The organism is Pseudomonas sp. GW822-FHT03F08 (assembly GCF_058801265.1).
Window position 1 is genome coordinate 273,637 of the sequence record NZ_JBXANC010000004.1, and the last position, 24,724, is coordinate 298,360.

General features: G+C 60.9%; 15 protein-coding genes. 7 read left to right on the forward strand and 8 right to left on the reverse strand.

From position 1 onward, the window contains the following. Nucleotides 1-38 precede the first annotated feature (38 nt). From AC1RME_RS11720 to putP, 4 genes are all read right to left on the reverse strand, one after another. A complete protein-coding gene (locus tag AC1RME_RS11720; protein WP_096819877.1) occupies nucleotides 39-359 on the reverse strand; it encodes a hypothetical protein in 321 nt (106 codons plus the stop codon). Nucleotides 360-694: 335 nt separating this feature from the next. Then, nucleotides 695-1,447: a DUF4123 domain-containing protein gene (locus tag AC1RME_RS11725; protein WP_493091247.1), complete on the reverse strand. Its 753-nt coding sequence runs from the start codon at nucleotides 1,445-1,447 to the stop codon at nucleotides 695-697. Then, nucleotides 1,392-3,407, reverse strand: coding sequence for a type VI secretion system Vgr family protein (locus AC1RME_RS11730; protein WP_493091249.1), 2,016 nt, complete (start codon nucleotides 3,405-3,407; stop codon nucleotides 1,392-1,394). The genes AC1RME_RS11725 and AC1RME_RS11730 overlap by 56 nt, the downstream gene beginning before the upstream one ends. 227 nt (nucleotides 3,408-3,634) lie before the next feature. Then, nucleotides 3,635-5,119 carry a sodium/proline symporter PutP gene (putP, locus tag AC1RME_RS11735; RefSeq protein WP_102620174.1) on the reverse strand — a complete coding sequence of 495 codons (1,485 nt, stop codon included), beginning with the start codon at nucleotides 5,117-5,119 and terminating at the stop codon, nucleotides 3,635-3,637. A 458-nt stretch (nucleotides 5,120-5,577) separates the two neighbouring features. On the opposite strand from putP, the gene putA reads away from it, so the two are divergent. Then, nucleotides 5,578-9,531 carry a trifunctional transcriptional regulator/proline dehydrogenase/L-glutamate gamma-semialdehyde dehydrogenase gene (gene putA / locus AC1RME_RS11740; RefSeq protein ID WP_096819881.1) on the forward strand — a complete coding sequence of 1,318 codons (3,954 nt, stop codon included), beginning with the start codon at nucleotides 5,578-5,580 and terminating at the stop codon, nucleotides 9,529-9,531. 143 nt (nucleotides 9,532-9,674) lie between these two features. After that, on the forward strand, nucleotides 9,675-11,477 hold the full coding sequence (locus tag AC1RME_RS11745) for an acyl-CoA dehydrogenase (RefSeq protein ID WP_493091252.1): 1,803 nt from the start codon (nucleotides 9,675-9,677) through the stop codon (nucleotides 11,475-11,477). 46 nt (nucleotides 11,478-11,523) lie between these two features. Here AC1RME_RS11745 and AC1RME_RS11750 read toward each other — a convergent pair whose 3' ends face one another. The 3 genes from AC1RME_RS11750 to AC1RME_RS11760 form a co-directional block, all read right to left on the reverse strand. Continuing rightward, entirely contained in the window at nucleotides 11,524-13,461 is a 1,938-nt protein-coding gene (locus AC1RME_RS11750) for a methyl-accepting chemotaxis protein (RefSeq protein WP_493091254.1), read from the reverse strand. Nucleotides 13,462-13,560: 99 nt separating this feature from the next. Then, nucleotides 13,561-13,863 carry a cell division protein ZapA gene (locus AC1RME_RS11755; RefSeq protein WP_096819884.1) on the reverse strand — a complete coding sequence of 101 codons (303 nt, stop codon included), beginning with the start codon at nucleotides 13,861-13,863 and terminating at the stop codon, nucleotides 13,561-13,563. Then, nucleotides 13,860-14,090 carry a hypothetical protein gene (locus tag AC1RME_RS11760; RefSeq protein WP_007952320.1) on the reverse strand — a complete coding sequence of 77 codons (231 nt, stop codon included), beginning with the start codon at nucleotides 14,088-14,090 and terminating at the stop codon, nucleotides 13,860-13,862. Before AC1RME_RS11760 ends, AC1RME_RS11755 begins: the two co-directional genes overlap by 4 nt. A gap of 277 nt (nucleotides 14,091-14,367) precedes the next feature. Between AC1RME_RS11760 and AC1RME_RS11765 the strand changes: the two genes are divergently transcribed. From AC1RME_RS11765 to trxC, 5 genes are all read left to right on the forward strand, one after another. After that, on the forward strand, nucleotides 14,368-15,993 hold the full coding sequence (locus tag AC1RME_RS11765) for a methyl-accepting chemotaxis protein (protein ID WP_493091256.1): 1,626 nt from the start codon (nucleotides 14,368-14,370) through the stop codon (nucleotides 15,991-15,993). A gap of 157 nt (nucleotides 15,994-16,150) precedes the next feature. Continuing rightward, the gene (locus AC1RME_RS11770) at nucleotides 16,151-17,893 is read left to right on the forward strand and encodes a potassium/proton antiporter (RefSeq protein WP_096819886.1); all 1,743 of its coding nucleotides are present in this window, start codon (nucleotides 16,151-16,153) and stop codon (nucleotides 17,891-17,893) included. A gap of 34 nt (nucleotides 17,894-17,927) precedes the next feature. Beyond that, nucleotides 17,928-21,281, forward strand: a complete 3,354-nt coding sequence (gene mscK, locus AC1RME_RS11775) for a mechanosensitive channel MscK (RefSeq protein WP_493091258.1) — start codon at nucleotides 17,928-17,930, stop codon at nucleotides 21,279-21,281. Between the two features lie 48 nt (nucleotides 21,282-21,329). After that, the gene (gene selO / locus AC1RME_RS11780; protein WP_096819888.1) at nucleotides 21,330-22,793 is read left to right on the forward strand and encodes a protein adenylyltransferase SelO; all 1,464 of its coding nucleotides are present in this window, start codon (nucleotides 21,330-21,332) and stop codon (nucleotides 22,791-22,793) included. 449 nt (nucleotides 22,794-23,242) lie between these two features. Then, the gene (trxC, locus tag AC1RME_RS11785) at nucleotides 23,243-23,677 is read left to right on the forward strand and encodes a thioredoxin TrxC (protein ID WP_096819890.1); all 435 of its coding nucleotides are present in this window, start codon (nucleotides 23,243-23,245) and stop codon (nucleotides 23,675-23,677) included. Nucleotides 23,678-23,722: 45 nt separating this feature from the next. On the opposite strand, the gene AC1RME_RS11790 is transcribed toward trxC, so the two are convergent. Further along, nucleotides 23,723-24,493: a ParA family protein gene (locus tag AC1RME_RS11790; protein WP_096819891.1), complete on the reverse strand. Its 771-nt coding sequence runs from the start codon at nucleotides 24,491-24,493 to the stop codon at nucleotides 23,723-23,725. Between the last annotated feature and the right edge of the window lie 231 nt (nucleotides 24,494-24,724).

Below are 24,724 nucleotides of genomic sequence, written 5' to 3' on the forward strand. Positions count from 1 at the left end.
GGGCGTTTGTTCCCACGCAGAGCGTGGGAACGATCGAGTCAGGACGGTATGGCGCGTAGGCGCTTGCCAATCACATCCAACACATCGCAGCCGTCACGCAGCGGAATCACGCAGAGCTGGGCGAAGTCGCTGAGGATGACCGAGTCGCACTCGACCGAGCCGCGCATGCACATGTTTTCCAGAACCTGGATGACCGCGCGGATGCGGTAGTTGGCGGCGTCCATCAGGATGTCGAGCGGGGCGTGGGTGTCGATGAACAGGGTGGGCATGTCGTTGCAGTTGCTGGTCAGCGCCATGAGGCGGTTGTTGGGGTGAGGGATGAAGGGTTCGTAGGGTGGATCGGGTTTTAACGTCGACATATTTTTTGCACCTCGGCAGGTTAAGTGAGGCTGCCAACGACCTTCCTACAGGTTTGGGTGGCAGCTGTACGCGAGAGTAGGAAACTGAGGAACCCACCAAACTCAGCCACGCCGAAGCGTTCCCGCGCACAGCCGCCGCGAACAATTTCATGGGCACGTTAAAGTGCCGCAATCAAAGAACAGAGCTAATGCACGGTGAGTTTTCCAAGGGTTCCTACACCCTGTCACTACTCTCGCAGTGACAGCCAAAAGACTATCCCCGCACCACCGCCCCCACCAGTTCACGCAAACCGCCACAACTCGCGGGAAACGTCCGAAGCCATTGCCCGGAAATTTCACTCTGACTCGTCCCATAAGTAGTCCAGCAACGCCGAATCCGAAGATTCGTCCGACGCCGAAACCGCAAAAAACCTGACAACCTTGCAGCGCAGGACATCGGCGGGGAATGCCTCGAACAATGCCGGATGTTCCTCGCTCAACCACTGCAAGGCATTGTTGATCCGGGCATCACCACCGAATTGCGTCAGCAGTTTTTCCGGCACCGACCACCAAGGAAATTCCCGCCCCGAGGCCTGTCCCCTGCCCCCGATCTCGACGGCCTGACCGTTGACCAACCCTCGCGAGAGGACCGGTAGAAGTTGCCCGGCCTCCACCTCGGGCGACTCAAGGATCGGCAACAAATACCGCCCATCCCAAAACCGAAAGAACACCGCTTTCCCGTCCGGCATCAGTACCTGAGTCAAACTGCGAAAATGCTCGACCACCGCCTCAAGCCCCGCCGAGGACACTGCCAGCCAGCCCCAGTCCCGAGACTCCGTGGTCGCCACCCAATCCAGAAACTCACAGCCTGCGTCGACGATTCCCACATAGGGCATCACCGCATCCCACTCGGCATAGATCGTTTCCGTCCAGACCGGTTTCGGCATCTGCGCATTCGAAGGCCAGGCTTTCAGCGGACCCACCGCACTGGCGCTGCTGAAAATCGCGAACAACTGCTCCGATGGTTTCAGCGGATCTCCCTTCAACCATTGATCAGGCTGCACAGACTCCCTCCTTACAGCGCTCGCATTCTTCGCAGAACGGCGCATCTCCCTTAAGGCTCATGATTTGCGCGGCAGTCAGAATCGCCGCCGGTGCCGCCACCAGTTTTTCCGGCAACCCCGGCACTGTTGGTGCTGCACTCATCGCCGCCATCGGCGCACCGCCCACCACAATCGGCACACTGCTGAAGATCCCGCCGGGGCCGATGTTGATCCACTGCCCGCCCGCCTGAATCGTTGCGCTCGCCCCGCCGTCGATCACCACTTGCTGGCCGGCGCTGACGTGGAATTGAGCACTGGCATTGATCGCCTGATTGCTCACGCGGATGTGCCGATCGCCGCTCACCGTGAGATGGTCGTCCTTCTTCACCTCGGTCTGACGCTGACCGTGGGTGATGCGCTGTTCATCGGCTTTCAGCTCGTGTTTTGCGAGGCCAGTGACAACGACGCTACGCTGGTTATCCACCTGCACCTGTTGATCATTCAACACATGCTGCGTCCAGTTTCGCTGGGCGCGCAGGTAGATTTCCTCGGCGCCTTTGCGATCCTCTATACGCAATTCGTTGTAACCGCCGCCGCCCGGACTACTCTGGCTGCGGAAAATGCTGCGGGTCTTGTCGGCCGGCAGATCCAGCGGCACCGGCGTCGCCGCGTTCGGCAGGCAACCCATGACCAATGGTTTGTCGGCATCCGAATCGATGAACCCCACCAGCACTTCCATGCCGACCCGTGGAATCAGCACGCTGCCATAGCGGTCATGAGCCCAACCACTGGCGACCCGCAGCCAGCAACTGGAATGCTCGTTGAGTTCGCCGTCGCGATCCCAGGCCAGTTGCACCTTGACCCGGCCGTACTCGTCGCAATGGATTTCACTGTCTTTCGGGCCGGTAACCACGGCCGGTTGATAACCAAGCATCCGTGGCTTTTCCGGGCCCATCGGTGGACGGAAGAACACGTCCCACGGTGTGGCGAGAAAGGTATTACGGTAACCCTGGAATTCATCGCCATTGCTGGTGACCGATTCCTCCAGCACTTGCGGCTGTCGGCCATGGTGCTCGACGGCAGTCAGCAGCCAGAGGTCATTCAAGTCCTGGCGTGGATGCTCGGTCAGTTGCAGGAAATGTCCGCTGACCAAGGCAGATTGATCGCTGCGACCCTCAGCCTGACGGTAGTCGGCGACATGTCGCTCAAGGGTGCGCTGGGCCAGTTGCTTGCCGGTTTCGCGCTCGGTGAACTGGCCGGGAAAGTGATAATCCTCCAGCACCGGGCGCTGTTCGCTTTCGGCGCGACTTTGCAGCGCCAGCCGGGGTTTGGTGAAGTCGTAATCACGCCGGGTGACTACGCTGGTGCGGGTTTCAACACGTACCGTGAAACGCTTGATCGCCGGGGCCGCCGCAGCCATGCCGCTGCCCGGGAGGTACAGCGTCGGTTCGGCCAGACGCGGGAACACCGTTTGATCGTCGCCGAACACCAACAAATGCCCGTCAGGACTGTGCTGAAAGTGGAAATGAATGCCGACTTCGGCACACAGGCGCTGAATGAACGCCAGATCACTCTCGGCGTACTGCACGCAATACTCACGAGGCGGGTAATCGCTGCCGAGGCGAAATTCGAAGGCATCGCGCAGGATCGCGTGATCCTTGAGGATCTGCGTCACGATCTGCGGCACGCTTTGATGCTGGAAGATTCGCTGATTGATCCGATGGCCGAGATAAGCCAGGCGCGGAACAAGACTGACGTGATAGCGGGTCAGACGCTTGCCGGAATCGCCCTGCCCGACCCGATAGATCTGACCATGAATACCGGAACCGTCTTCATCGAAACCCAGAAACGCCTGACAATGCAGCAGGCTTTCAAGGTCCAGGTCCGGCCGTTCGCTGACCAGCTCCAGGTCGAAACGAAAGGGTTGGCTGATGGCTTCCTTGCCCGTGAACTCAAGGACTTTGAGGTCAAACTGGGCGCCTTCGACGGTCAACGTGAAACGCGGTTGATTGGCAGGCGCGAACATCCGATGTCTCTCTGCAGAATGAGGGCGGGCGATTCTGCATGAGGGGCAAGGGGTGCAGGATGAGTGACCGGAAAATCAGATTTTCCCTACTTTAAACTTCGATCTCCCCTTCAATAACCGGCGTATTCGCCTACAGACTTTTCCTTCAGAAAAACCGCAGCCAATAAAAAACGGCCCGCTTCCTATAGGAAACGGGCCGTTTTCTTGTGAGCCTCAGCTCTTTCCCATCACTTGTTCAGATGGAAATCCTTCTCGGCCGCTTCAAAGCGCTGAACCATGCCGGTGCTCGGCTGGCCCAGCAGGCTGACGAAGTAGATCGCCAGGCTGGCGAAGATGAAGCCCGGGATGATTTCGTACAGGCCCAGCACTTCGAAATGCTTCCACACGATCACGGTGATCGCGCCGACCAGGATGCCGGCCAGTGCGCCGTCGCGGGTCATCTTTTTCCAGATTACCGAGATCAGCACGACCGGACCGAAGGCTGCACCGAAACCGGCCCAGGCGTAGGACACCAGGCCCAGCACGCGGTTTTCCGGGTTGGCGGCCATCGCGATAGCGATCAGTGCAACCAGCAACACCATGGCGCGGCCGACCCATACCAGCTCGACTTGCGAGGCGGATTTACGCAGGAAGGTCTTGTAGAAGTCTTCGGTCAGGGCGCTGGAGCACACCAGCAACTGGCAGCTCAGGGTGCTCATCACCGCCGCCAGAATGGCCGACAGCAAGACACCGGCAATCCACGGGTTGAAGAGGATTTTCGCCAGTTCGATGAACACACGCTCGTGGTTCTCGCTCACGGGCATTGCCACGTCCGGGTTGGCCGAGAAGTAAGCGATACCGAAGAAGCCCACAGCCACGGTGCCGCCCAGGCACAGGATCATCCAGGTCATGGAGATGCGGCGGGCGTTGGCGATGGATTTCACCGAGTCAGCGGCCATGAAGCGCGCCAGGATGTGCGGCTGACCGAAGTAACCCAGGCCCCAGCCCATCAGCGAGATGATGCCGATGAAAGTGGTGCCTTTGAGCATGTCGAAGTTGCCAGGATCGTTGGCTTCGATGGCCAGGAACGTGGTGTCGACGCCGCCGGTGGCCAGCAGCACGATGATCGGCGTCAGGATCAGCGCGAAGATCATCAGGGTGGCTTGCACGGTGTCGGTCCAGCTCACTGCGAGGAAACCGCCGACGAAGGTGTAGGCAATCGTCGCCGCAGCACCGGCCCACAGCGCGGTCTCGTAGGACATGCCGAAGGTGCTTTCGAAGAGACGGGCGCCGGCAACAATGCCGGAAGCGCAGTAGATGGTGAAGAACACCAGAATCACCACCGCCGAAATGATCCGCAGCAGGCCGCTTTTGTCTTCGAAACGGCTGGCGAAGTAGTCCGGCAGGGTCAGCGCATCACCGTTGTGTTCGGTTTGAACACGCAGACGACCGGCGACGAACAGCCAGTTCAGGTAGGCACCGACGATCAGGCCGATGGCGATCCAGCTTTCGGACAGGCCGGACATGTAGATGGCGCCCGGCAGGCCCATCAGCAACCAGCCGCTCATGTCGGAAGCGCCGGCGGACAATGCGGTCACCACGCTGCCCAGGCTGCGGCCGCCCAGAATGTAGTCGGAAAGGTTGTTGGTGGAGCGATAGGCCATGAAGCCGATCAGCACCATTGCTGCGATGTAGATCACGAACGTGATCAGGGTTGGATTGCTTGCGCTCATTACGTACGTGCCCTGGCTTTGTTTTTATGTAGCGGCGGCGGTTGCACCGTTTGCAGACTGACGTCTGACAGACGATTCGCACGGCCGCGCATTTATGACCAATGTTTCCCCAGGAAAGCCATTGGCCGGTACACCGGGTTCCCCGGTTGCACCTTGGGCGCGAATCCTATGCAACAAAGCAAAACAGGTGCAACCAGTTTCTTGAGAATTAGTTGCACCTACGTCGTTTTTTCGACTGCAAACCGCCTATTTTGCACTGTTCCGGCGCAGTGACACCCCTCCATCTGCCTTGAAAGCACCTATCTAGAGCGGTCATCGCGAAGCTGAAATTTATTCCTGACAAGTTGCCGAATATTCCGACAAAAAAAGGGTTGCACCCGGTTGCACCTCTGCAAGCTCACGGCTAATCTTGCCGCCAGCTGTTGTCGCGCAACTGCGGCACCTATGAGGATAAAAATATGGCTACCACCACCCTTGGGGTCAAACTCGATGACCCGACCCGCGAGCGCCTGAAGGCCGCCGCAACCTCGATTGATCGCACACCGCACTGGCTGATCAAGCAGGCAATTTTCAATTACCTGGAAAAACTCGAGGGTGGTGCAACCCTGACCGAGCTGAACGGTTTGACCGCCAAGGACGCCGATGAGGCAGGCGAAGTCCATACCGATCATGCTCACCAATGCTTCCTCGAATTTGCCGAAAGCATCCTGCCGCAATCGGTGCTGCGCGCCTCGATCACCGCCGCTTACCGTCGCCCTGAGCCGGAAGTGGTACCGATGCTGATCGAACAGGCTCGCCTGCCAGCGCCGATGGCCGAAGCCACCAACAAACTCGCCGCCTCCATCGCGGAAAAACTGCGTAACCAGAAGAGTGCCGGCGGTCGTGCAGGCATTGTTCAGGGTCTGCTGCAGGAATTTTCCCTGTCGTCCCAGGAAGGCGTGGCGCTGATGTGCCTGGCCGAAGCGCTGCTGCGTATCCCGGACAAAGGCACTCGCGATGCACTGATCCGCGACAAGATCAGCACCGGCAACTGGCAGCCGCACCTGGGTAACAGCCCGTCGCTGTTCGTCAACGCGGCGACCTGGGGTCTGCTGCTGACCGGCAAACTGGTGTCGACCCACAACGAAGCCGGCCTGACTTCGTCCCTGAGCCGCATCATCGGCAAGAGCGGCGAGCCGATGATCCGCAAGGGCGTCGACATGGCCATGCGCTTGATGGGCGAGCAGTTCGTGACCGGCGAAACCATCGCCGAAGCCCTGGCCAACGCGAGCAAGTTCGAAGCCAAGGGTTTCCGCTATTCCTACGACATGCTCGGTGAAGCGGCGCTGACCGAACACGACGCCCAGAAGTACCTGGCCTCGTACGAACAAGCCATTCACTCGATCGGCAAAGCCTCTCACGGCCGTGGGATTTATGAAGGCCCGGGCATCTCGATCAAACTGTCGGCCCTGCACCCGCGTTACAGCCGCGCCCAGTACGAGCGCGTGATGGATGAGCTGTATCCGCGCCTGCTGTCGCTGACCCTGCTGGCCAAGCAATACGACATCGGCCTCAACATCGACGCCGAAGAAGCCGACCGCCTGGAGCTGTCGCTGGATCTGCTCGAGCGCCTGTGCTTCGAGCCGCAACTGACGGGCTGGAACGGCATCGGTTTCGTGATCCAGGCCTACCAGAAGCGTTGCCCGTACGTGATCGACTACGTGATCGACCTGGCTCGCCGCAGCCGTCATCGCCTGATGATCCGTCTGGTGAAAGGCGCGTACTGGGACAGCGAAATCAAGCGTGCCCAGGTCGAAGGCCTGGAAGGCTATCCGGTCTACACCCGCAAGGTGTACACCGACGTTTCCTACATCGCTTGCGCCCGCAAACTGCTGTCGGTACCGGAAGTCATCTACCCGCAGTTCGCCACGCACAACGCCCACACCCTGTCGGCGATTTATCACATTGCCGGTCAGAACTATTACCCGGGCCAGTACGAATTCCAGTGCCTGCACGGCATGGGCGAACCGTTGTACGAGCAGGTTGTAGGCAAAGTTTCCGAAGGCAAGCTGAACCGTCCGTGCCGCGTGTACGCTCCGGTCGGCACCCACGAAACCCTGCTGGCGTACCTCGTACGTCGTCTGCTGGAAAACGGCGCCAACACCTCGTTCGTCAACCGCATCGCCGACCAGTCGATTTCGATCCAGGAACTGGTGGCCGATCCGGTGGCCAGCATCGAGCAGATGGCAACCGTGGAAGGTGGTTTCGGCCTGCCGCACCCACGCATTCCGCTGCCGCGTGACCTTTATGGTTCCGAGCGCGCCAACTCCAGCGGCATCGACATGGCCAACGAACATCGTCTGGCATCGCTGTCCTGCGCCCTGCTGGCGACCGCGCACAACAACTGGAAAGCCGCGCCGATGCTCGGTTGCGCCTCCAGCAACGAAGCGCCGGCACCAGTCCTGAACCCGTCCGACCTGCGTGACGTGGTCGGCCACGTGCAGGAAGCCACCGTCGAAGACGTCGACAACGCCATTCAATGCGCCCTGAACGCTGCACCGATCTGGCAGGCCACCCCGCCGGCCGAACGCGCCGCGATTCTGGAACGCGCCGCCGACTTGATGGAAGGCGAGATTCAGCCGCTGATGGGCCTGCTGGCTCGCGAAGCCGGCAAGACCTTCGCCAACGCCATCGCCGAAGTCCGCGAAGCCGTCGACTTCCTGCGTTATTACGCAGTGCAGGCCCGCAACGATTTCAGCAACGACGCCCACCGCCCACTGGGCCCGGTGGTCTGCATCAGCCCGTGGAACTTCCCGCTGGCAATCTTCAGCGGCCAGGTCGCCGCCGCACTGGCCGCCGGCAACCCGGTACTGGCCAAACCAGCCGAACAGACCCCGCTGGTCGCCGCACAAGCCGTGCGCCTGCTGCTCGAAGCCGGGATCCCGGAAGGCGTGCTGCAACTGCTGCCGGGGCGCGGTGAAACCGTCGGCGCTGGCCTGGTGGGTGACGAGCGCGTCAAAGGCGTGATGTTCACCGGCTCCACCGAAGTCGCGCGTCTGCTGCAACGCAATATTGCCGGTCGTCTCGACAACCAGGGCCGTCCAATCCCGCTGATCGCCGAAACCGGTGGCCAGAACGCGATGATCGTCGACTCTTCGGCACTGACCGAACAGGTAGTGATCGACGTTGTGTCCTCGGCCTTCGACAGCGCTGGTCAGCGCTGCTCGGCCCTGCGCGTCCTGTGCTTGCAGGAAGATTCCGCTGATCGCGTCATCGAAATGCTCAAGGGCGCGATGGCTGAAAGCCGTCTCGGCAACCCGGAGCGCCTGTCCGTGGACATCGGCCCGGTGATCGACGCCGAAGCCAAGGCCGGCATCGAGAAGCACATCCAGGGCATGCGCGACAAAGGTCGCAACGTGTACCAGGTAGCCATCGCCGATGCCGAGGAAGTCAAACGCGGCACCTTCGTCATGCCGACCCTGATCGAACTGGAAAGCTTCGACGAGCTGCAACGCGAGATCTTCGGCCCGGTGCTGCACGTGGTGCGCTACAAGCGTAAAGAGATCGACCAGTTGATCGCCCAGATCAACGCCTCCGGCTACGGCCTGACCCTCGGCGTGCACACCCGCATCGACGAGACCATCGCCAAGGTGATCGACAACGTCAACGCCGGTAACGTCTACGTCAACCGCAACATCGTGGGTGCCGTGGTCGGCGTCCAGCCGTTCGGTGGCGAAGGCCTGTCGGGTACCGGTCCGAAGGCCGGTGGCCCGCTGTACCTGTACCGTCTGCTGTCGACGCGTCCTACCGATGCCATCGAACAATCCTTCGCTCGCGGTGATGCGGCCGTGGCACCGGATGTTCGTCTGCGCGATGCCCTGAGCAAACCGCTGGTCGCCCTGAAAGCCTGGGCCGACAGCAACAAGTTCGCCGACCTGAGCACTCTGTGCGTGCAATACGCAGCCCAGTCGCAAAGCGGTATCACCCGCGTACTGGCCGGCCCGACCGGCGAGAAGAACAGCTACGCGATCCTGCCGCGCGAGCACGTGCTGTGCCTGGCGGACATCGAAGGTGACCTGCTGACCCAACTCGCGGCAGTACTGGCAGTGGGCGGTTCGGCGGTCTGGCCGGAATCCGACACCAGCAAGGCATTGTTCGCACGCCTGCCGAAGGAGATTCAGGCGCGGATCAAACTGGTTTCCGACTGGAACAAGGACGATGTGGTATTCGATGCGGTTCTGCATCACGGCCACTCCGACCAGTTGCGCGCGGTCTGCCAGCAGATCGCCAAGCGTGCCGGCGCCATCGTCGGGGTTCAGGGCCTGTCCCAGGGCGAGACCAACATTGCGCTGGAGCGCCTGGTGATCGAGCGCGCGTTGAGCGTCAACACCGCAGCGGCGGGCGGCAACGCCAGCCTGATGACTATCGGTTAATCGCCGACTCTGTCAGCAACATAAAAAATGGGCGCCCTCACCGGCGCCCATTTTTTTGGCCTCTCCATCACCGTTATCAATCTTCCTGTTCAGCCTTTATTCGCACGCCTAGACTCGGTCCATTCCAAAAAAGGTAGGCCGCCATGTCCGAGACGCTGCTCAGTTCCCGCAATCTGGCTTTCGAGCTGTACGAAGTCCTCGATGCCGAGGGCCTGACCCGGCGCGAGCGGTTTGCCGAACACAACCGCGAAACCTTCGATGCCGCCATCGGCACGGCGCGCAACATCGCCGAGAAGTACTTCGCACCGCACAACCGCAAGGGCGACGAGAACGAGCCGCGCTACGAGAACGGTCAGGCGATTCTGATTCCCGAAGTGAAACCGGCGGTGGATGCCTTCCTCGAAGCCGGATTCCTCAACGCGGCGCGCAGTTTCGACGCCGGCGGCATGCAACTTCCTACACTGCTGTCCCAGGCCTGCTTCGCTCACTTTCAGTCGGCCAACGCGGCTTCGACTTCCTACCCGTTCCTGACCATGGGCGCGGCCAACCTGATCGAAAGCTTCGGCACCGAAGAACAGAAGCAACGTTTCCTGCAACCGATGATCGACGGCCGTTTCTTCGGCACCATGGCCCTGACCGAACCCCATGCCGGTTCGTCGCTGTCGGATATTCGTACCCGCGCCGAACCAGCGTCCGACGGCACTTATCGCCTGAAGGGCAACAAGATCTTCATCTCCGGCGGCGATCACCCGCTTTCGGAAAACATCGTGCACATGGTGCTGGCCAAATTGCCGGACGCGCCGGCCGGGGTGAAGGGGATTTCGCTGTTCATCGTGCCCAAGTTTCTGGTCAACGATGACGGCAGCCTCGGCAAGCGCAATGACGTGCTGCTGGCCGGGCTGTTCCACAAGATGGGCTGGCGCGGAACGACCTCGACCGCGCTGAACTTCGGCGATAACGGCGAGTGCGTTGGCTATCTGGTGGGCAAGCCGCATCACGGTTTGAGCTACATGTTCCAGATGATGAACGAGGCGCGAATCGGCGTCGGCATGGGCGCGGTGATGCTCGGTTACGCCGGCTATTTGTACTCGCTGGAATACGCTCGCGAACGTCCGCAGGGCCGAGTGCCGGACAGCAAGGACCCGACGACGGCGCCGGTGGCGATCATTCAGCACGCGGACGTCAGACGCATGCTGCTGACGCAGAAATCCTACGTCGAAGGTGCGTTCGATCTCGGCCTGTACGCGGCACGGCTGTTTGATGACACCACCACGCTGGAAACCGAAGCCGAGCGCAAACAGGCGCATGAGCTGCTGGACTTGCTGACGCCGATCGCCAAATCCTGGCCATCGGAGTTCTGCCTCAAGGCCAACGAACTGGCGATCCAGATTCTCGGCGGCCACGGTTACACCCGCGAATACCCGGTGGAGCAGTATTACCGCGACAACCGCTTGAACCCGATACACGAAGGCACCCACGGCATTCAGTCGCTGGACTTGCTGGGACGCAAACTGGCGCAGAACGGTGGCGCCGGGCTCAAGCAACTGATCCGCCTGATTGCCGACACGGCCGAACGCGCGGTGGCGTACGAATCGTTGACCGCATTGCGTGAGCCGCTGGAGAAACTGGTCGCACGCCTGCAGAGCGTGACCATCGGCCTGCTGACGGATCTGGCCCAGGGCAAGGTCAACAGCAGCCTGGCGAATTCGGCGCTGTACCTGAAAGTGTTCGGGCACACGGTGATTGGCTGGCGCTGGCTGGAGCAGGCGATTCGGGCGGAGGAAGGTTTGGCCAAGGGGAATGCGGCGGATGCCGACTTCTATAAGGGCAAGTTGCAGGCGGCGCGGTATTTCCTGACGTGGGAAGTGCCGGGTTGCCATCATGAGCTGGCGTTGCTGGAGGCTCGGGATGATACGTGCCTTGCAATGCAGGACGCGTGGTTCTGACACGTTGATGATCGTTCCCACGCGTTGCGTGGGAACGATCAACTAATCAGGTAAGTTTGAAGCCACCCATCTGCCGCGCCAGATCATCCGCCAGCCGCTGCAGCATCTGACAATCCTCACGACAAGCCCGAACCTCCCCCGCCGTCGCCCGCGCCAGATCGGAAATCCCCTGCACGTTGCGGTTGATCTCCTCGGTCACCGCCGACTGCTCCTCAGTCGCCGTCGCCACCTGATGGTTCATGTCGCTGATGCGCTCGACCTGCCCGGTAATCGCAGTCAAAGACGCACCCGTACGCTGGCTCGACTCTACGCCGGTGCCGGTTGCCGCCTGTCCCGTACGCATTGAAGACACGGCATTCTCCGCCCCCTGTTTGAGGCTGCCGATCATCTGCTGGATTTCGTCAGTGGATGCCTGAGTGCGGCGCGCCAGCGTCCGCACTTCATCGGCCACTACCGCAAAACCACGCCCCATATCCCCGGCCCGCGCCGCTTCAATCGCCGCATTCAATGCCAGCAGATTGGTCTGTTCGGAAACACCGCGAATCACCGCCAGCACCTGATCGATCGAAGCCACCTGATGCGCCAACTCCCCCACCGCGCCGGCCGCGACGCCGATTTCATCAGACATGCTTTCTATATGGCGAATCGAGCCGCCGACCACTTCGCGCGCCTGCATCGCTTCATCGCGAGCGGTTTGCGAGGCGAGCGCGGCGTTGCCGGCGTTCTGGGCGATTTCCTGCACGGTCAGGCCCATTTCGTGGACGGCGGTGGCAACCATGTCGGTCATTTCCTGCTGGCGGCCGGAGCGCTCGGCGGTGTTATCCACAACCCTGGCCACCTGACCCACAGCGACACGCAAACGCTCACTGGTGGTCAACACCTCGGCGATCATCCCGCGCTGACTGTCGAGGAAACGGTTGAAGCCCCGAGCGAGGTCGCCCAGCTCGTCGGCGCGGCTGGAATCTAACCGATGGGTCAAATCTCCACCACCGCTACCGATTGCTACCAGCGCAGCTGTTACCTGACGAATCGGTCGCACCAATCCCTGAGCCAGCCAGATCACCAGCGCCAGGCAAACCAGCGCCACCGCCAGACCGATGCCGCTGCTCATCCACATCGCCCGTCGGGCTTCGGCGTAGATCTGTGACTGCGGCACTTCGGCCACCAGAGTCCAACCGAGGTCACGCAAAGGCAGGCTGAAGGCGAGGAAGTCTTCGCCGTCACGCTGGAAGCTGCTGTTGGCCGCCACTTTATGGCCCATGACCGCTTGTGCCGCGCTTGCGCCGATCTGCTCCGTAAGCGTGCGCTTGCCGCTGAATTGCGCCTCGGGATGGACCTGGATCAAACCGTCGGAACGCACGAGATAGACCTTCCCGCGTTCACCGAAGCTGAAGTTGTGGATCAGCTCGGACAGCTCTTTCATGCTCAGACCTAGCCCCGCAACGCCGACCACTTTGCCGGCCTGCTCGACCTTCAGGTCGATGAACAGCGCCAACTCTCCGGTGGCCCCGTCGTTGTCGATGTTCAGGGTTCGGGGCTGATTGCTGTCCAGGAATGAGTAGAACCACGCATCGGCCGGTTTGGCGCGGCTGAGGGTGCGATCCAAGCCTTTTTCGGTGATGTAGTGATTGGATTCGGTGCCGATGATCAGCGCGGTAAACGCCTTGTGTTCGGCGCGGATGCCTTCCAGATATTGCGCGAAGCCTGCCGTTTTGGCGGAGTCTTCACCTGTGGCCAGCCAGTCGCGGACCATGGTGTTGCTGGCGATGTCTTTGGCGGCGGTGAGGGGTTGAACGAGGATTCGCTCGATGTCGTTGCGCGTCGCTTCGATGCTCGACGGCAACGCCTGCTCGACCAGATAGCTCTGGGCGAGGCGGTTGACCACCAGGGTATAAATGCCAACCACGATCAGGATGCTGACCAGCAGGGCGGTGCCCATGCCGAGGATCAACTGCCATTGAATACTGCGACGCCAGAACTGCATGGAGCACCCCCAAAGAATAAGAGGCTGAAACACTGCAACAGCCGTGCCGATTGTATACAACGCAATCGACAATCTTACTCTTTGGTTGTGCGCAACCCATCAACCCTGATTGATGGTCTTGGCGATGGTCTCGACCGTGGCGCTGACTTGCTCTTGGTAACGCTCGAGTTCCTGCTGGTGCTGCTTCTTCATTTCAATCTGCTGCGAGCACAGATTCATCGCCGCCAGCACCAGCAGGCGGTCGCCGATCAGCGTCGGGTATTTGCGTTTGGTGTCGGCCAGTGCGGCCTTGAGCATCAATGCGGCGTCCAGCAGGGTCTGTTCTTCCCCGGCCGGTGCCTTGATCGAATAGTCCTCCCCCATGATGGAGACGACTTTTACCCCTGCTGTGCCGTGGTTCATGCGCTGACAGGACCTGCGTTGACGCGATCAACCAGGGCCTGGATGCGTGCGGCGGTGGCGCCGTGCTTTTCTTCCTGTTCCATCAGGCTCAGTTGCAGGCTTTCGTTTTCATCCTTGGCCTGGGCCAGTTCCGTGGACAGGGTCTGGTTGGTTTCCGAGAGGGTCTGGTTCTGTTGCACCAGGTCGCTGACGAGCTGTTCCAATTGGCTGAGGGATGCTTCCAACATTTTGATCTTCCAGGGCATTTTCAAAGGGCGCGTACGATAAAGAAAAGTCGTCGTGGATGCCAGGGTTAAACCGGCGCAAGGCCTTGATTTTCCTGGTGGCCGACCGTTCCTGCGAGTGTTAGAGACTGTGATCTGCCGATCTGGTTCCTGCACTTCGTCGCCCGGCCTTCAGTGCGACAAATACGCGCATCGGCTCAAGACTTTAGTCGTATGACCGATAAGTCATCCAACAGCAGTCTCAGCCCGCATGGATGCGGCCCTTCCTGGTATACGCCCCATGTCCCTTCGCAATATGAATATCGCCCCCCGGGCGTTCACCGGTTTCGCCCTGATCGGCGGCCTGATGCTCATTCTCGGTGTGTTCGCCCTGAACCAGATGAGCAAGATCCGCGGCGCCGCCGAAAACATCACCACCACCAGCGTGCCGAGCATCAAGAACCTCGACGAGTTCACTCAGCTGACCCTGCGTCTGCGGGTGCTGTCGTACCGTTTGCTGGTGAACCGCGAGCCGGACATCCAGCAGAAAACCATCGAACTGCTGGAGATGCGCAACCAGCAGATCCGCAAGGCCCAGACCGATTACGAGCCGTTGATCGGCAGCCCGGCCGAACGTGCGGCCTATGACCAATACGTGCAGTTGCTGGGTCAATACCGCCAGATCGAAGACCGGATGAAAACCCTGTCGCGCAACAATCAGGTGGATGAGCTGCGCAACCTGCTGAACACCCAGTTGCTCGACAACTCCGAAGCGATGAACTCGGTGCTCAACCGTCTGATGCAAATCAACGGTGAGCAGATCAGCACCACCAACCAGCAAGCCGCCGAGCAGTTTTCTTCGGCTTTCAGTCTGGTGGTGACGCTGCTGGTGATCGCGACCGGCCTGACCTTCCTCTTCGCCTGGCTGCTGACCCTGAGCATCACCAAGCCGATTTCCAAAGCGCTGGATGCGGCGGAAACCATCGCCGAAGGCAACCTGACCCAGCCGATCCACGTTGACGGCACCGACGAAGCCGGTCGCCTGCTGGCCGCCATGGCCAAGATGCAATCGAAGCTGCGCGACACCCTGCAGCGGATTTCCGGCTCGGCCACCCAACTGGCCTCCGCCGCCGAAGAGCTGAACAGCGTCACCGACGAAAGCGCCCGTGGCCTGACCCAGCAAAACAACGAAATCGAACAGGCTGCCACCGCAGTCAACGAGATGACCAGTGCGGTTGAAGAAGTCGCACGCAACGCCGTCAGCACCTCGGAAGCCTCGAAGAACGCCACCACCTCCGCCGGCGACGGCCGCGATCTGGTGCAGGAAACCGTCAGCGCCATCGAGCGCATGAGCGCCGACGTGCAGAGCACCGCGACCCTGATCGGTGATCTGGCCAACGAATCCCGTGACATCGGCAAGGTGCTGGACGTGATCCGCGGCCTGGCTGACCAGACCAACCTGCTGGCACTGAACGCTGCCATTGAAGCGGCCCGCGCCGGAGAAGCCGGTCGCGGTTTTGCCGTGGTGGCCGACGAAGTCCGTGCCCTGGCGCACCGCACCCAGCAGTCGACCAGCGAAATCGAGCGCATGATCGGCAGCATCCAGAGCGGCACCGAGCACGCCGTGGATTCGATGCGCAACAGCACCGAGCGCGCCGAATCGACCCTGAACATCGCCCGTGGCGCGGGTATGTCGCTGGACACCATCAACACGGCCATCGTCGAAATCAACGAGCGCAACCTGGTAATCGCCAGCGCTGCCGAAGAACAGGCGCAAGTAGCGCGGGAAGTGGATCGCAATCTGGTGAACATTCGCGATCTGTCGGTGCAATCGGCGACCGGCGCGAATCAGACCAGTGCGGCGAGCAACGAGCTGTCGCGTTTGGCGCTGGATCTGAACAATATGGTTGGGCGGTTCAGCCTGTAACCTTCCGCATGACTGATCGTTCCCACGCCCGTGGGAACGATCTTGCACTCCGCGCAAAAAGCTTTTTGACAGCATCACATTTCAACAGGTTAGAATCGCTGGCACGCAGACTGCATGGTCAGTTTGTGCCCGTCTTTCCGCTTCTGGAGTACTGCCTTTGAATGCGACGACCATCAACAGCCTGTTCTTGATCGGCGCGTTGCTGGTAGGTGCGAGCATTCTTGTCAGTTCCCTTTCGTCGCGTCTCGGCATCCCGATTCTGGTGATTATCCTCGCAGTCGGCATGACTGCCGGGGTCGATGGCGGCGGCATCATTTTCGATAACTACCCGACGGCCTATCTGGTCGGCAACCTCGCTCTGGCGGTGATCCTCCTCGACGGCGGTTTGCGCACCCGAGTGTCCAGTTTCCGCGTGGCCTTGTGGCCGGCCTTGTCGCTGGCCACCGTCGGCGTCCTTATAACAACCGGTCTCACCGGCATGGCCGCTGCGTGGCTGTTCGACCTGAACCTGATTCAAGGCCTGTTGATTGGCGCCATCGTCGGCTCGACGGACGCCGCAGCGGTGTTCTCGCTGCTCGGCGGCAAGGGCCTGAACGAACGGGTGACCGCCAGCCTGGAAATCGAGTCCGGCAGCAACGACCCGATGGCGGTGTTCCTCACCGTGACCCTGATCGACATGCTCGCCAGCGGCCAGACCGGCCTGCACTGGAGCCTGTTGACCCACCTGATCCGCGAGTTCGGCATCGGTGGCGTGATCGGCCTCGGCGGCGGCTGGCTGATGCTGCAACTGGTCAACCGGATCAACCTCGCCACCGGCCTCTATCCGATCCTGGTAATCGCCGGTGGTCTGGTGGTGTTCGCCCTGACCAACGCCCTGCACGGCAGCGGCTTCCTTGCCGTTTACCTGTGCGGCCTGGTGATCGGCAACCGTCCGGTGCGCAGCCGCCACGGCATCCTGCACATGCTCGACGGCATGGCGTGGCTGGCGCAGATCGGCATGTTCCTGGTGCTGGGCTTGCTGGTTACTCCGCACGACTTGCTGCCGATCGCCCTGCCTGCTCTGGGCCTGGCGCTGTGGATGATTCTGTTCGCACGGCCGCTGTCGGTGGTGGTCGGGTTGCTGCCGTTCAAGGCTTTCCATGGTCGCGAAAAGGCGTTCATTTCCTGGGTCGGCCTGCGCGGCGCGGTACCGATCATTCTGGCGGTGTTCCCGCTGATGGCCGGGCTGCCGAATGCGCAGCTGTATTTCAACCTCGCGTTCTTCATCGTACTGGTGTCGCTGCTGGTGCAGGGCACGAGCCTGCCGTGGGTGGCCAGACTGCTCAAGGTGACGGTGCCGCCGGAGCCTGCGCCGATCTCCCGTTCGGCCCTGGAAGTGCACATCACCAGCGAGTGGGAGCTGTTCGTTTACAAGCTCGGCGCGGAGAAATGGTGCATCGGTTCGCCCCTGCGCGAGCTGAAAATGCCCGAAGGCACCCGCATCGCCGCCCTGTTTCGCGGCCAGCAACTGCTCCATCCGTCGGGTAGTACGGTGCTGGAAGTCGATGATTTGCTGTGCGTTATCGGCCATGAACACAACTTGCCGGCCCTCGGAAAACTGTTCAGCCAGGCACCGCAACGGGGCCTCGATCTGCGTTTCTTCGGCGACTTCGTACTCGAAGGAGACGCCCAGCTCAAAGCGGTTGCGGCCCTGTACGGCCTGCCGGCCGAAGGCATCGATCCGGACATGACCCTGGGCCACTTCATTGCCCAGAAAGTCGGCGGTGCACCGATCGTGGGCGACCAGGTGGAATGGAACAACACCCACTGGACGGTTGCGGTCATGGACGGGAACAAGATCGCCAAAGTGGGCGTCAGATTCCCCGAAGGAAGTCGCCCGGGCCCCGGGCTCTTCCTCTAAACTGCCTCCACTCTCACTTGCTTGACCGGTCTCTATGCCTACCCTGCGCTCCTTTTTCCTCGCGGCCCTGCTGGGCCTGAGTCTTACTGTCGGCCCGCTGCACGCCGCAGAACCGCCATCCAGCGACGCCGTGCAGGCCAACCTGGACAAGCTCACCGACAGCAAACTGCCCGAGGCCGACAAAAAGGCCCTGCAAACGCTCCTGCAAAACACGCTGAACCAGCTCAACAACCGGCGTGACTACGAGCAGAAGCTGAGCGACCTCAAGCAGCAGTTGGCCACCGCGCCGAAGCAGACCATCGAGAACGCGCGCGAACTGACGCGACTCAAGGCCACCCCTGTGGTGCCAGTGGCGCAGCGCTTCACCAAAGAGAACATCCAGCAGCTGGAGCAGATACTCACCGAGCGCTCGACCCAGCAAAGCGATCTGCAAAAAGCCTTGGCCGATGCCAACAGCCTGATCATCACTGCGCAGACTCGCCCGGAACGCGCCCAGGCAGAAATCGCCAGCAGCCAGACGCGCATCCAGCAGATCAACAACATCCTCAAGACCGGCAAGGACAGCGGCAAGACCCTGAGCGCCGAGCAACGCGACCTGCTCAACGCCGAGCTGGCGTCGCTCAATGCCCTGATCCCGCTGCGCCGTCAGGAACTCGCTGGCAACAACCAGTTGCAGGATCTGGGCAACAGCCAGCATGACCTGCTCACGGAAAAGTCCGACCGCCTGGACCATGAGATCCAGGAACTGCAAACCCTGATCAACCAGAAACGTCTGACCCTGTCTCAGGAAACCGTGACGCAGCAGTCGATCGAGGCTCAGAAGTCGGGCAGCAGCACCCTGCTCGCCACTGAAAGCGCGGCCAACCTCAAGCTCTCCGACTATCTGCTCAAAAGCACCGACCGCCTCAACGAGCTCACCCAGCAGAACCTGCAGACCAAGCAGCAGCTGGACAGTGTGACCCAGAGCGATTCGGCCCTCGACGAGCAGATCAACGTGCTCAAGGGCAGCCTGCTGCTGTCGAAGATTCTCTATAAACAGAAACAGGCGCTGCCGCGCCTCAAGGTCGACCGCGACCTGGCGGATCAGATCGCCGACATTCGCCTGTACCAGTTCGAAATCAACCAACAGCGCGAACAGTTGAGCAATCCGGCGACTTACGTCGACAACCTGCTGTCCACCCAGCCGCCGGAGCAAGTCACGCCACAGCTGCGTAAGAGCCTGCTGGAGCTGGCCAACACCCGCGTCGATCTGCTGGAGCGGCTGAGTCGCGAACTGAGCGCGATGCTCAACGAGTCGATCACCCTGCAACTGAACCAGAAGCAACTGCTGAGCACCGCGCAAAGCCTGCGCGCGACCCTCGACGAACAGATGTTCTGGATCCCCAGCAACAAGCCGCTGGACAACGAGTGGATTCGCGGCGTGCCGGAACGCCTGAAACGCCAGATCGACACCCTGCCGCTGGCCTCGAGCCTGAGCGAACTGACCGACGGCCTCACTCAGCGCCCGCTGCTGTTCCTGCCGCTGGCGCTGCTGATCGGCGCGCTGCTGTGGCGCCGCAAACAGCTGTATTCGCGACTGAACAAGGTCCACCAGGATATCGGTCACTTCAAACGTGACAGCCAGTGGCACACCCCGCAGGCAATTCTGATCAACATCCTGCTGGCGATGCCGGTGGCGCTGGGCCTGGCGTTGTGCGGGCTGGCGCTGCAGATCGACGCCCGGGGCCAGAACGCCAACATGGGTGCGGCCCTGCTGCAAATGGGCCAGGCGTGGCTGGTGTTCTACACCGCTTACCGGATCCTCGCGCCGGGCGGTGTGGCCGAGCTGCACTTCCGCTGGGAAAAACCGCAGGTCGAATTCCTTCAGGGCTGGGTGCGTCGCCTCGGTCTGGTGGTGATGGCACTTGTGGCGGTGGTGGCGGTTGCCGAACTGCAACCGGCGGCGCTGGCCGATGACGTCATCGGCATGCCGGTGGTGCTGACCTGCTACGCCCTGATGGGGTGGCTGCTCAGTCGACTGCTGATCAGCAGCCCGGCCCACGAAAACGCCTCGCTGTTCCGCAAGGCCGTGGGTGTGATGTTCACCCTCCTGCCGATCGCCCTGTTCGTCGCGGTGTGCTTCGGCTACTACTACACCGCGCTGAAACTCAGCGACCGCTTGATCAACACCCTGTACCTGCTGATGTTCTGGCTGGTGATCGAAGCCACCTTCGTCCGTGGTCTGGCGGTCGCGGCACGACGTCTGGCTTACCAGCGGGCCCTGGCCAAACGTCAGGCCGCGAAAGAAGCTGGCGACGGCGAAGCGGTGATCGAAGAACCGACCCTGGACATCGAAAAGGTCAACGAACAGTCCCTGCGCCTGATCCGACTGGCGCTGCTCGGCGGATTCATCGCCGCGCTGTACTGGGTCTGGGCCGACCTGATCACGGTGTTCTCGTACCTCGACAACATCACCCTCTACGAATACACCAGCGGCACCGGCGCCAACATGAGCATGGTGCCGATCAGCATCGGCGACATGCTCGGCGCGCTGATCATCATCGGCATCACCTTTGCGCTCGCACGCAACTTGCCGGGTCTGCTTGAAGTGTTCGTGCTGTCGAAACTCAACCTGGCCCAGGGCAGTGCCTACGCAACCACGACGCTGCTGTCGTATGTGATCGCCGGGGTCGGTTTCGTCTCGACCCTGTCGACCCTCGGGGTTAGCTGGGACAAGTTGCAATGGTTGGTGGCGGCGCTGTCGGTCGGTCTCGGTTTCGGTATGCAGGAGATCTTCGCGAACTTCATCTCCGGCATCATGATCCTGTTCGAACGCCCGGTGCGGATCGGCGACACCATCACCATCGGCAACCTGTCGGGCACGGTGAGCAAGATCCGCATCCGCGCCACGACCATCACCGACTTCGACCGCAAGGACATCATTGTCCCGAACAAGACGTTCATCACCGGGCAACTGATCAACTGGTCGCTGACCGACACCATCACCCGGGTGACGCTGAAACTCGGCGTGGATTACGGTTCCGATCTGGATCTGGTCAAGGAACTGCTGCTCAAGGCCGCCCGGGAAAACCCGCGCGTGCTGAAGGAACCCGAGCCGCATGTGTACTTCCTCAACTTCGGCGAAAGCACCCTCGACCACGAACTGCGCATGCACGTGCGCGACCTCGGTGACCGCAACCCGGTGATCGACGAGGTCAACCGCTTCATCAACCGCGAGTTCAAGAAGCAGCACATCAACATCTCGTTCCGGCAGATGGAGGTTTACCTGAAGAACCTCCACGGCCAGGAGTACAAACTGGTGCCGGTCGAAGACGACAGCAAAACCATCGCGCCCGTCAGCGGCGAGCAAAAACCGCTGCAAGAGCCGCCGCCCGCCAAACTCGACTAACCCGACTAATCCCAGCAGAATGCTCGGACATTCTGCTGGAGCCGGCCCTTGAAAGCCCTCGACGAACTGACCTTCGACAACCGCTTCGCCCGCCTGGGCGACGCGTTCTCGGCCCATGTGCTGCCTGAACCGATCGACAACCCGCGACTGGTGGTCGCCAGCCCGGCGGCCCTGGCGCTGCTGGATCTGGATCCCGCGACGGCCGACACTCAGGAATTCGCTGAACTGTTCGGCGGCCACAAGTTGTGGGCCGATGCCGAGCCGCGGGCGATGGTCTATTCCGGGCATCAATTCGGCGGCTATACCCCGCAACTGGGCGATGGTCGCGGGCTGCTGCTGGGCGAGGTCTACAACGCGGCCGGCGAGCATTGGGACTTGCACCTCAAGGGTGCCGGACAGACACCGTTTTCGCGCATGGGCGACGGTCGTGCGGTGCTGCGTTCGTCGATTCGTGAATTTCTCGCATCCGAAGCGCTGTATGCGCTGAACATCCCGTCCTCACGCGCCGCGTGCGTGATCGGTTCCGACACCCCGGTCTGGCGTGAGAAACAGGAACGCGCCGCGATGGTGCTGCGGCTGGCGCCAAGCCACGTGCGTTTCGGCCACTTCGAATATTTCTATTACACCAAGCGTCCCGAGCAGCAGAAGTTGCTCGGCGAACACGTGCTGGCGATGCACTTCCCCGAATGCCTGGAACAGCCGGAACCGTACCTGGCGATGTTCCGCGAAATCGTCGAGCGCAACGCCGAACTGATCGCCAAGTGGCAGGCCTACGGTTTCTGCCACGGGGTGATGAACACCGACAACATGTCGATCCTCGGCATCACCTTCGACTTCGGCCCGTTCGCCTTCCTCGACGACTTCGACGCGAACTTCATCTGCAACCACTCCGATGATCAGGGCCGCTACTCGTTCAGCAATCAGGTGCCCGTCGGCCAGTGGAACCTCAGCGCCCTGGCCCAGGCCCTGACGCCGTTCATTAGCGTCGAAGCCCTGCGCGAAACCCTTGGCCTGTATCTGCCATTGTTCCAGGCCCATTACCTCGACCTGATGCGCCGCCGTCTGGGCTTCACCACGGCCGAGGACGAGGACCAGCAACTGCTGGAGCAACTGCTGCAATTGATGCAGAACAGTGGCGTCGACTACACGCTGTTCTTCCGTCGTCTGGGCGAGGAGTCAGCAGATAAGGCTGTTGCCCGGTTGCGCGATGACTTTGTGGATATCCGAGGCTTCGACGCCTGGGGCGAGCGTTACGTCGACCGTGTTGCACGCGATGGCGCGACCGATCAGGAACAACGCCGCGCGCGGATGCATGCGGTGAATCCGCTGTACATCCTGCGCAATTACCTGGCGCAGAAGGCGATTGATGCGGCGGAACAGGGTGACTATTCGGAGGTTCGCCGACTGCATGCGGTGTTGAGCAATCCATTCGAGGAACAACCTGGAATGGAAAGCTACGCGCAACGGCCGCCGGAGTGGGGCAAGCATTTGGAGATCAGTTGTTCGTCGTGAGGCTGCTTCCAACTTCCAAATACTCAAGACGATCGATGTAATTGGCTATACGCGTCGAGATGGCCGCCTATTATCTCGATCAAACCCATGAGCGGGTGTGACTCGTCCGCTCCAGCCATGCCTCTCAGCTCCTTAACTGCTTCGACCAGCAAATTGTATTCCTCCTCTGACTCTGGCCGCTTAAGGACAGGTGCGACGTGGCCCCAGTGCTCAATAGCCAACTCAACTATTCCGCTCATTTTTGCCCCTTGCTTTGGTCACCAGCAAATTGCCAGGACGCCCGGAGTCACTCTATGCCGCGAGCAAAATGAGCAAAATCAGCTGAAACGACACTTTATGTAGGACACATCTTCGATTATCGAAGGTAACTGCTGTCAGATTTCGTCTTGATAAATGCCTCGCATGACACCAGATTCGTTTTACGAACTGCCTAATCAACCGAGCCGATCATGACCGACCCACTCCTCATCCCCTGCCCCTTCTGCAACGGCCTCAACCGCATTCCCGCCGAGCGCCTCAACGACCACCCGAAATGCGGACGCTGCAAGTCAGAGGTGCTGTTGAACAAGCCGTTCGAACTCAAGCAAGGCGACTACGCCAGCCAGATCAAGGGCGATCTGCCGTTACTGGTGGACGTGTGGGCGGACTGGTGCGGGCCGTGCAAGTCGTTTGCGCCGGTGTTCGAGCAAGCCGCTGCGCAATTGGCAGGCAAGTGCCGGCTGGCCAAGCTGGACAGCGAGGCCAATCAGCAGTTGTCGGCGCAGTTGGGGATCCGCTCGATTCCGAGCCTGATTCTGTTCAGGAACGGTCGTGAGGTGGCGCGGCAAAGCGGGGCGTTTCCGCTGCCGCAACTGATGGCGTGGCTGCGCAGCCAGGGCATCTGACACAACACCCTCCAAATGTGGGAGCTTGCTCCCACATTGGTTTTTTCAGGCGTCTTCGAGCAGGTTGTGCAGTTCGACGAACTGCTGAGTCAACTTGTGTCGCGGGTCGAGATGGATCAGCGGCGTGCTGGCCTGATGCGATTCGCGCATGCGCACTGAGCTGGCGAGATAAACCGGCAGCACCGGCAAACCTTCAGCGATCAATTCATCGAGAATCTGCTGCGGCAGACTGGCCCGGGCCTGGAACTGGTTGACCACGATGCCTTCGACTTCCAGGCCTTCGTTGTGGTCATCCTTCAACTCTTCGATCTCCGACATCAGCCCGTACAGGGCCTGACGGGAAAAGCTGTCGCAATCGAAGGGAATCAACACCCGATCAGCAGCAATCAACGCCGAAACCGCATAAAAGTTCAGCGCCGGCGGCGTATCCAGGTAGATACGGTCGTAGTCCTCGCTCAACTCATCGAGCAACTTCCGCAGCTTGTTGATCTTGTGCTTGGCTTCGAGTTTGGGCTGCAAGTCGGCCAGTTCCGCCGTGGCGGTGATGATGTGCAGGTTGTCGAACGGGGTTTCGTAGATATCGGCCTTGTTCTTCTTGGAGAACGGGCCCGAGGACAGGGTCTGCTTGAAGAAGTCGGCGATGCCCATCGGAATGTCGTCACCGGTGAGCCCGGTCAGATACTGAGTGGAGTTGGCCTGGGCATCGAGGTCCACCAACAGCGTGCGATAACCCTCGCTGGCGCTGACCGCCGCCAGATTGCAGGCGATGCTGGATTTGCCCACGCCACCTTTCTGATTGAACACCACGCGCCGCATGACAAAACCTCCGTGTATCAAAGAATGACCGAGTGTAGTGGTGCCCGGCCCCGCTTCGCTACCTTCACGGACACGGACTACAGGGTCAGGCGCAAATATCTCAATGGACACGGCGCAAATGCCGCCATTGGCCGCCGATATGCCCGACAGACAATCCCGTCGCAATCCGGATAATGGCCAAGTGACATTTTTTGCCATGTACCCTTCGGTCCATTTCAGCGCGCAAAATGT

Bases quoted from the DNA above. Each gene is read 5' to 3' on its own strand.
- AC1RME_RS11720 (WP_096819877.1), bottom strand. From the start codon at position 359: ATGTCGACGTTAAAACCCGATCCACCCTACGAACCCTTCATCCCTCAC.
- AC1RME_RS11725 (WP_493091247.1), bottom strand. From the start codon at position 1,447: ATGCGCCGTTCTGCGAAGAATGCGAGCGCTGTAAGGAGGGAGTCTGTG.
- AC1RME_RS11730 (WP_493091249.1), bottom strand. From the start codon at position 3,407: ATGTTCGCGCCTGCCAATCAACCGCGTTTCACGTTGACCGTCGAAGGC.
- putP (WP_102620174.1), bottom strand. From the start codon at position 5,119: ATGAGCGCAAGCAATCCAACCCTGATCACGTTCGTGATCTACATCGCA.
- putA (WP_096819881.1), top strand. From the start codon at position 5,578: ATGGCTACCACCACCCTTGGGGTCAAACTCGATGACCCGACCCGCGAG.
- AC1RME_RS11745 (WP_493091252.1), top strand. From the start codon at position 9,675: ATGTCCGAGACGCTGCTCAGTTCCCGCAATCTGGCTTTCGAGCTGTAC.
- AC1RME_RS11750 (WP_493091254.1), bottom strand. From the start codon at position 13,461: ATGCAGTTCTGGCGTCGCAGTATTCAATGGCAGTTGATCCTCGGCATG.
- AC1RME_RS11755 (WP_096819884.1), bottom strand. From the start codon at position 13,863: ATGAACCACGGCACAGCAGGGGTAAAAGTCGTCTCCATCATGGGGGAG.
- AC1RME_RS11760 (WP_007952320.1), bottom strand. From the start codon at position 14,090: ATGTTGGAAGCATCCCTCAGCCAATTGGAACAGCTCGTCAGCGACCTG.
- AC1RME_RS11765 (WP_493091256.1), top strand. From the start codon at position 14,368: ATGTCCCTTCGCAATATGAATATCGCCCCCCGGGCGTTCACCGGTTTC.
- mscK (WP_493091258.1), top strand. From the start codon at position 17,928: ATGCCTACCCTGCGCTCCTTTTTCCTCGCGGCCCTGCTGGGCCTGAGT.
- trxC (WP_096819890.1), top strand. From the start codon at position 23,243: ATGACCGACCCACTCCTCATCCCCTGCCCCTTCTGCAACGGCCTCAAC.
- AC1RME_RS11790 (WP_096819891.1), bottom strand. From the start codon at position 24,493: ATGCGGCGCGTGGTGTTCAATCAGAAAGGTGGCGTGGGCAAATCCAGC.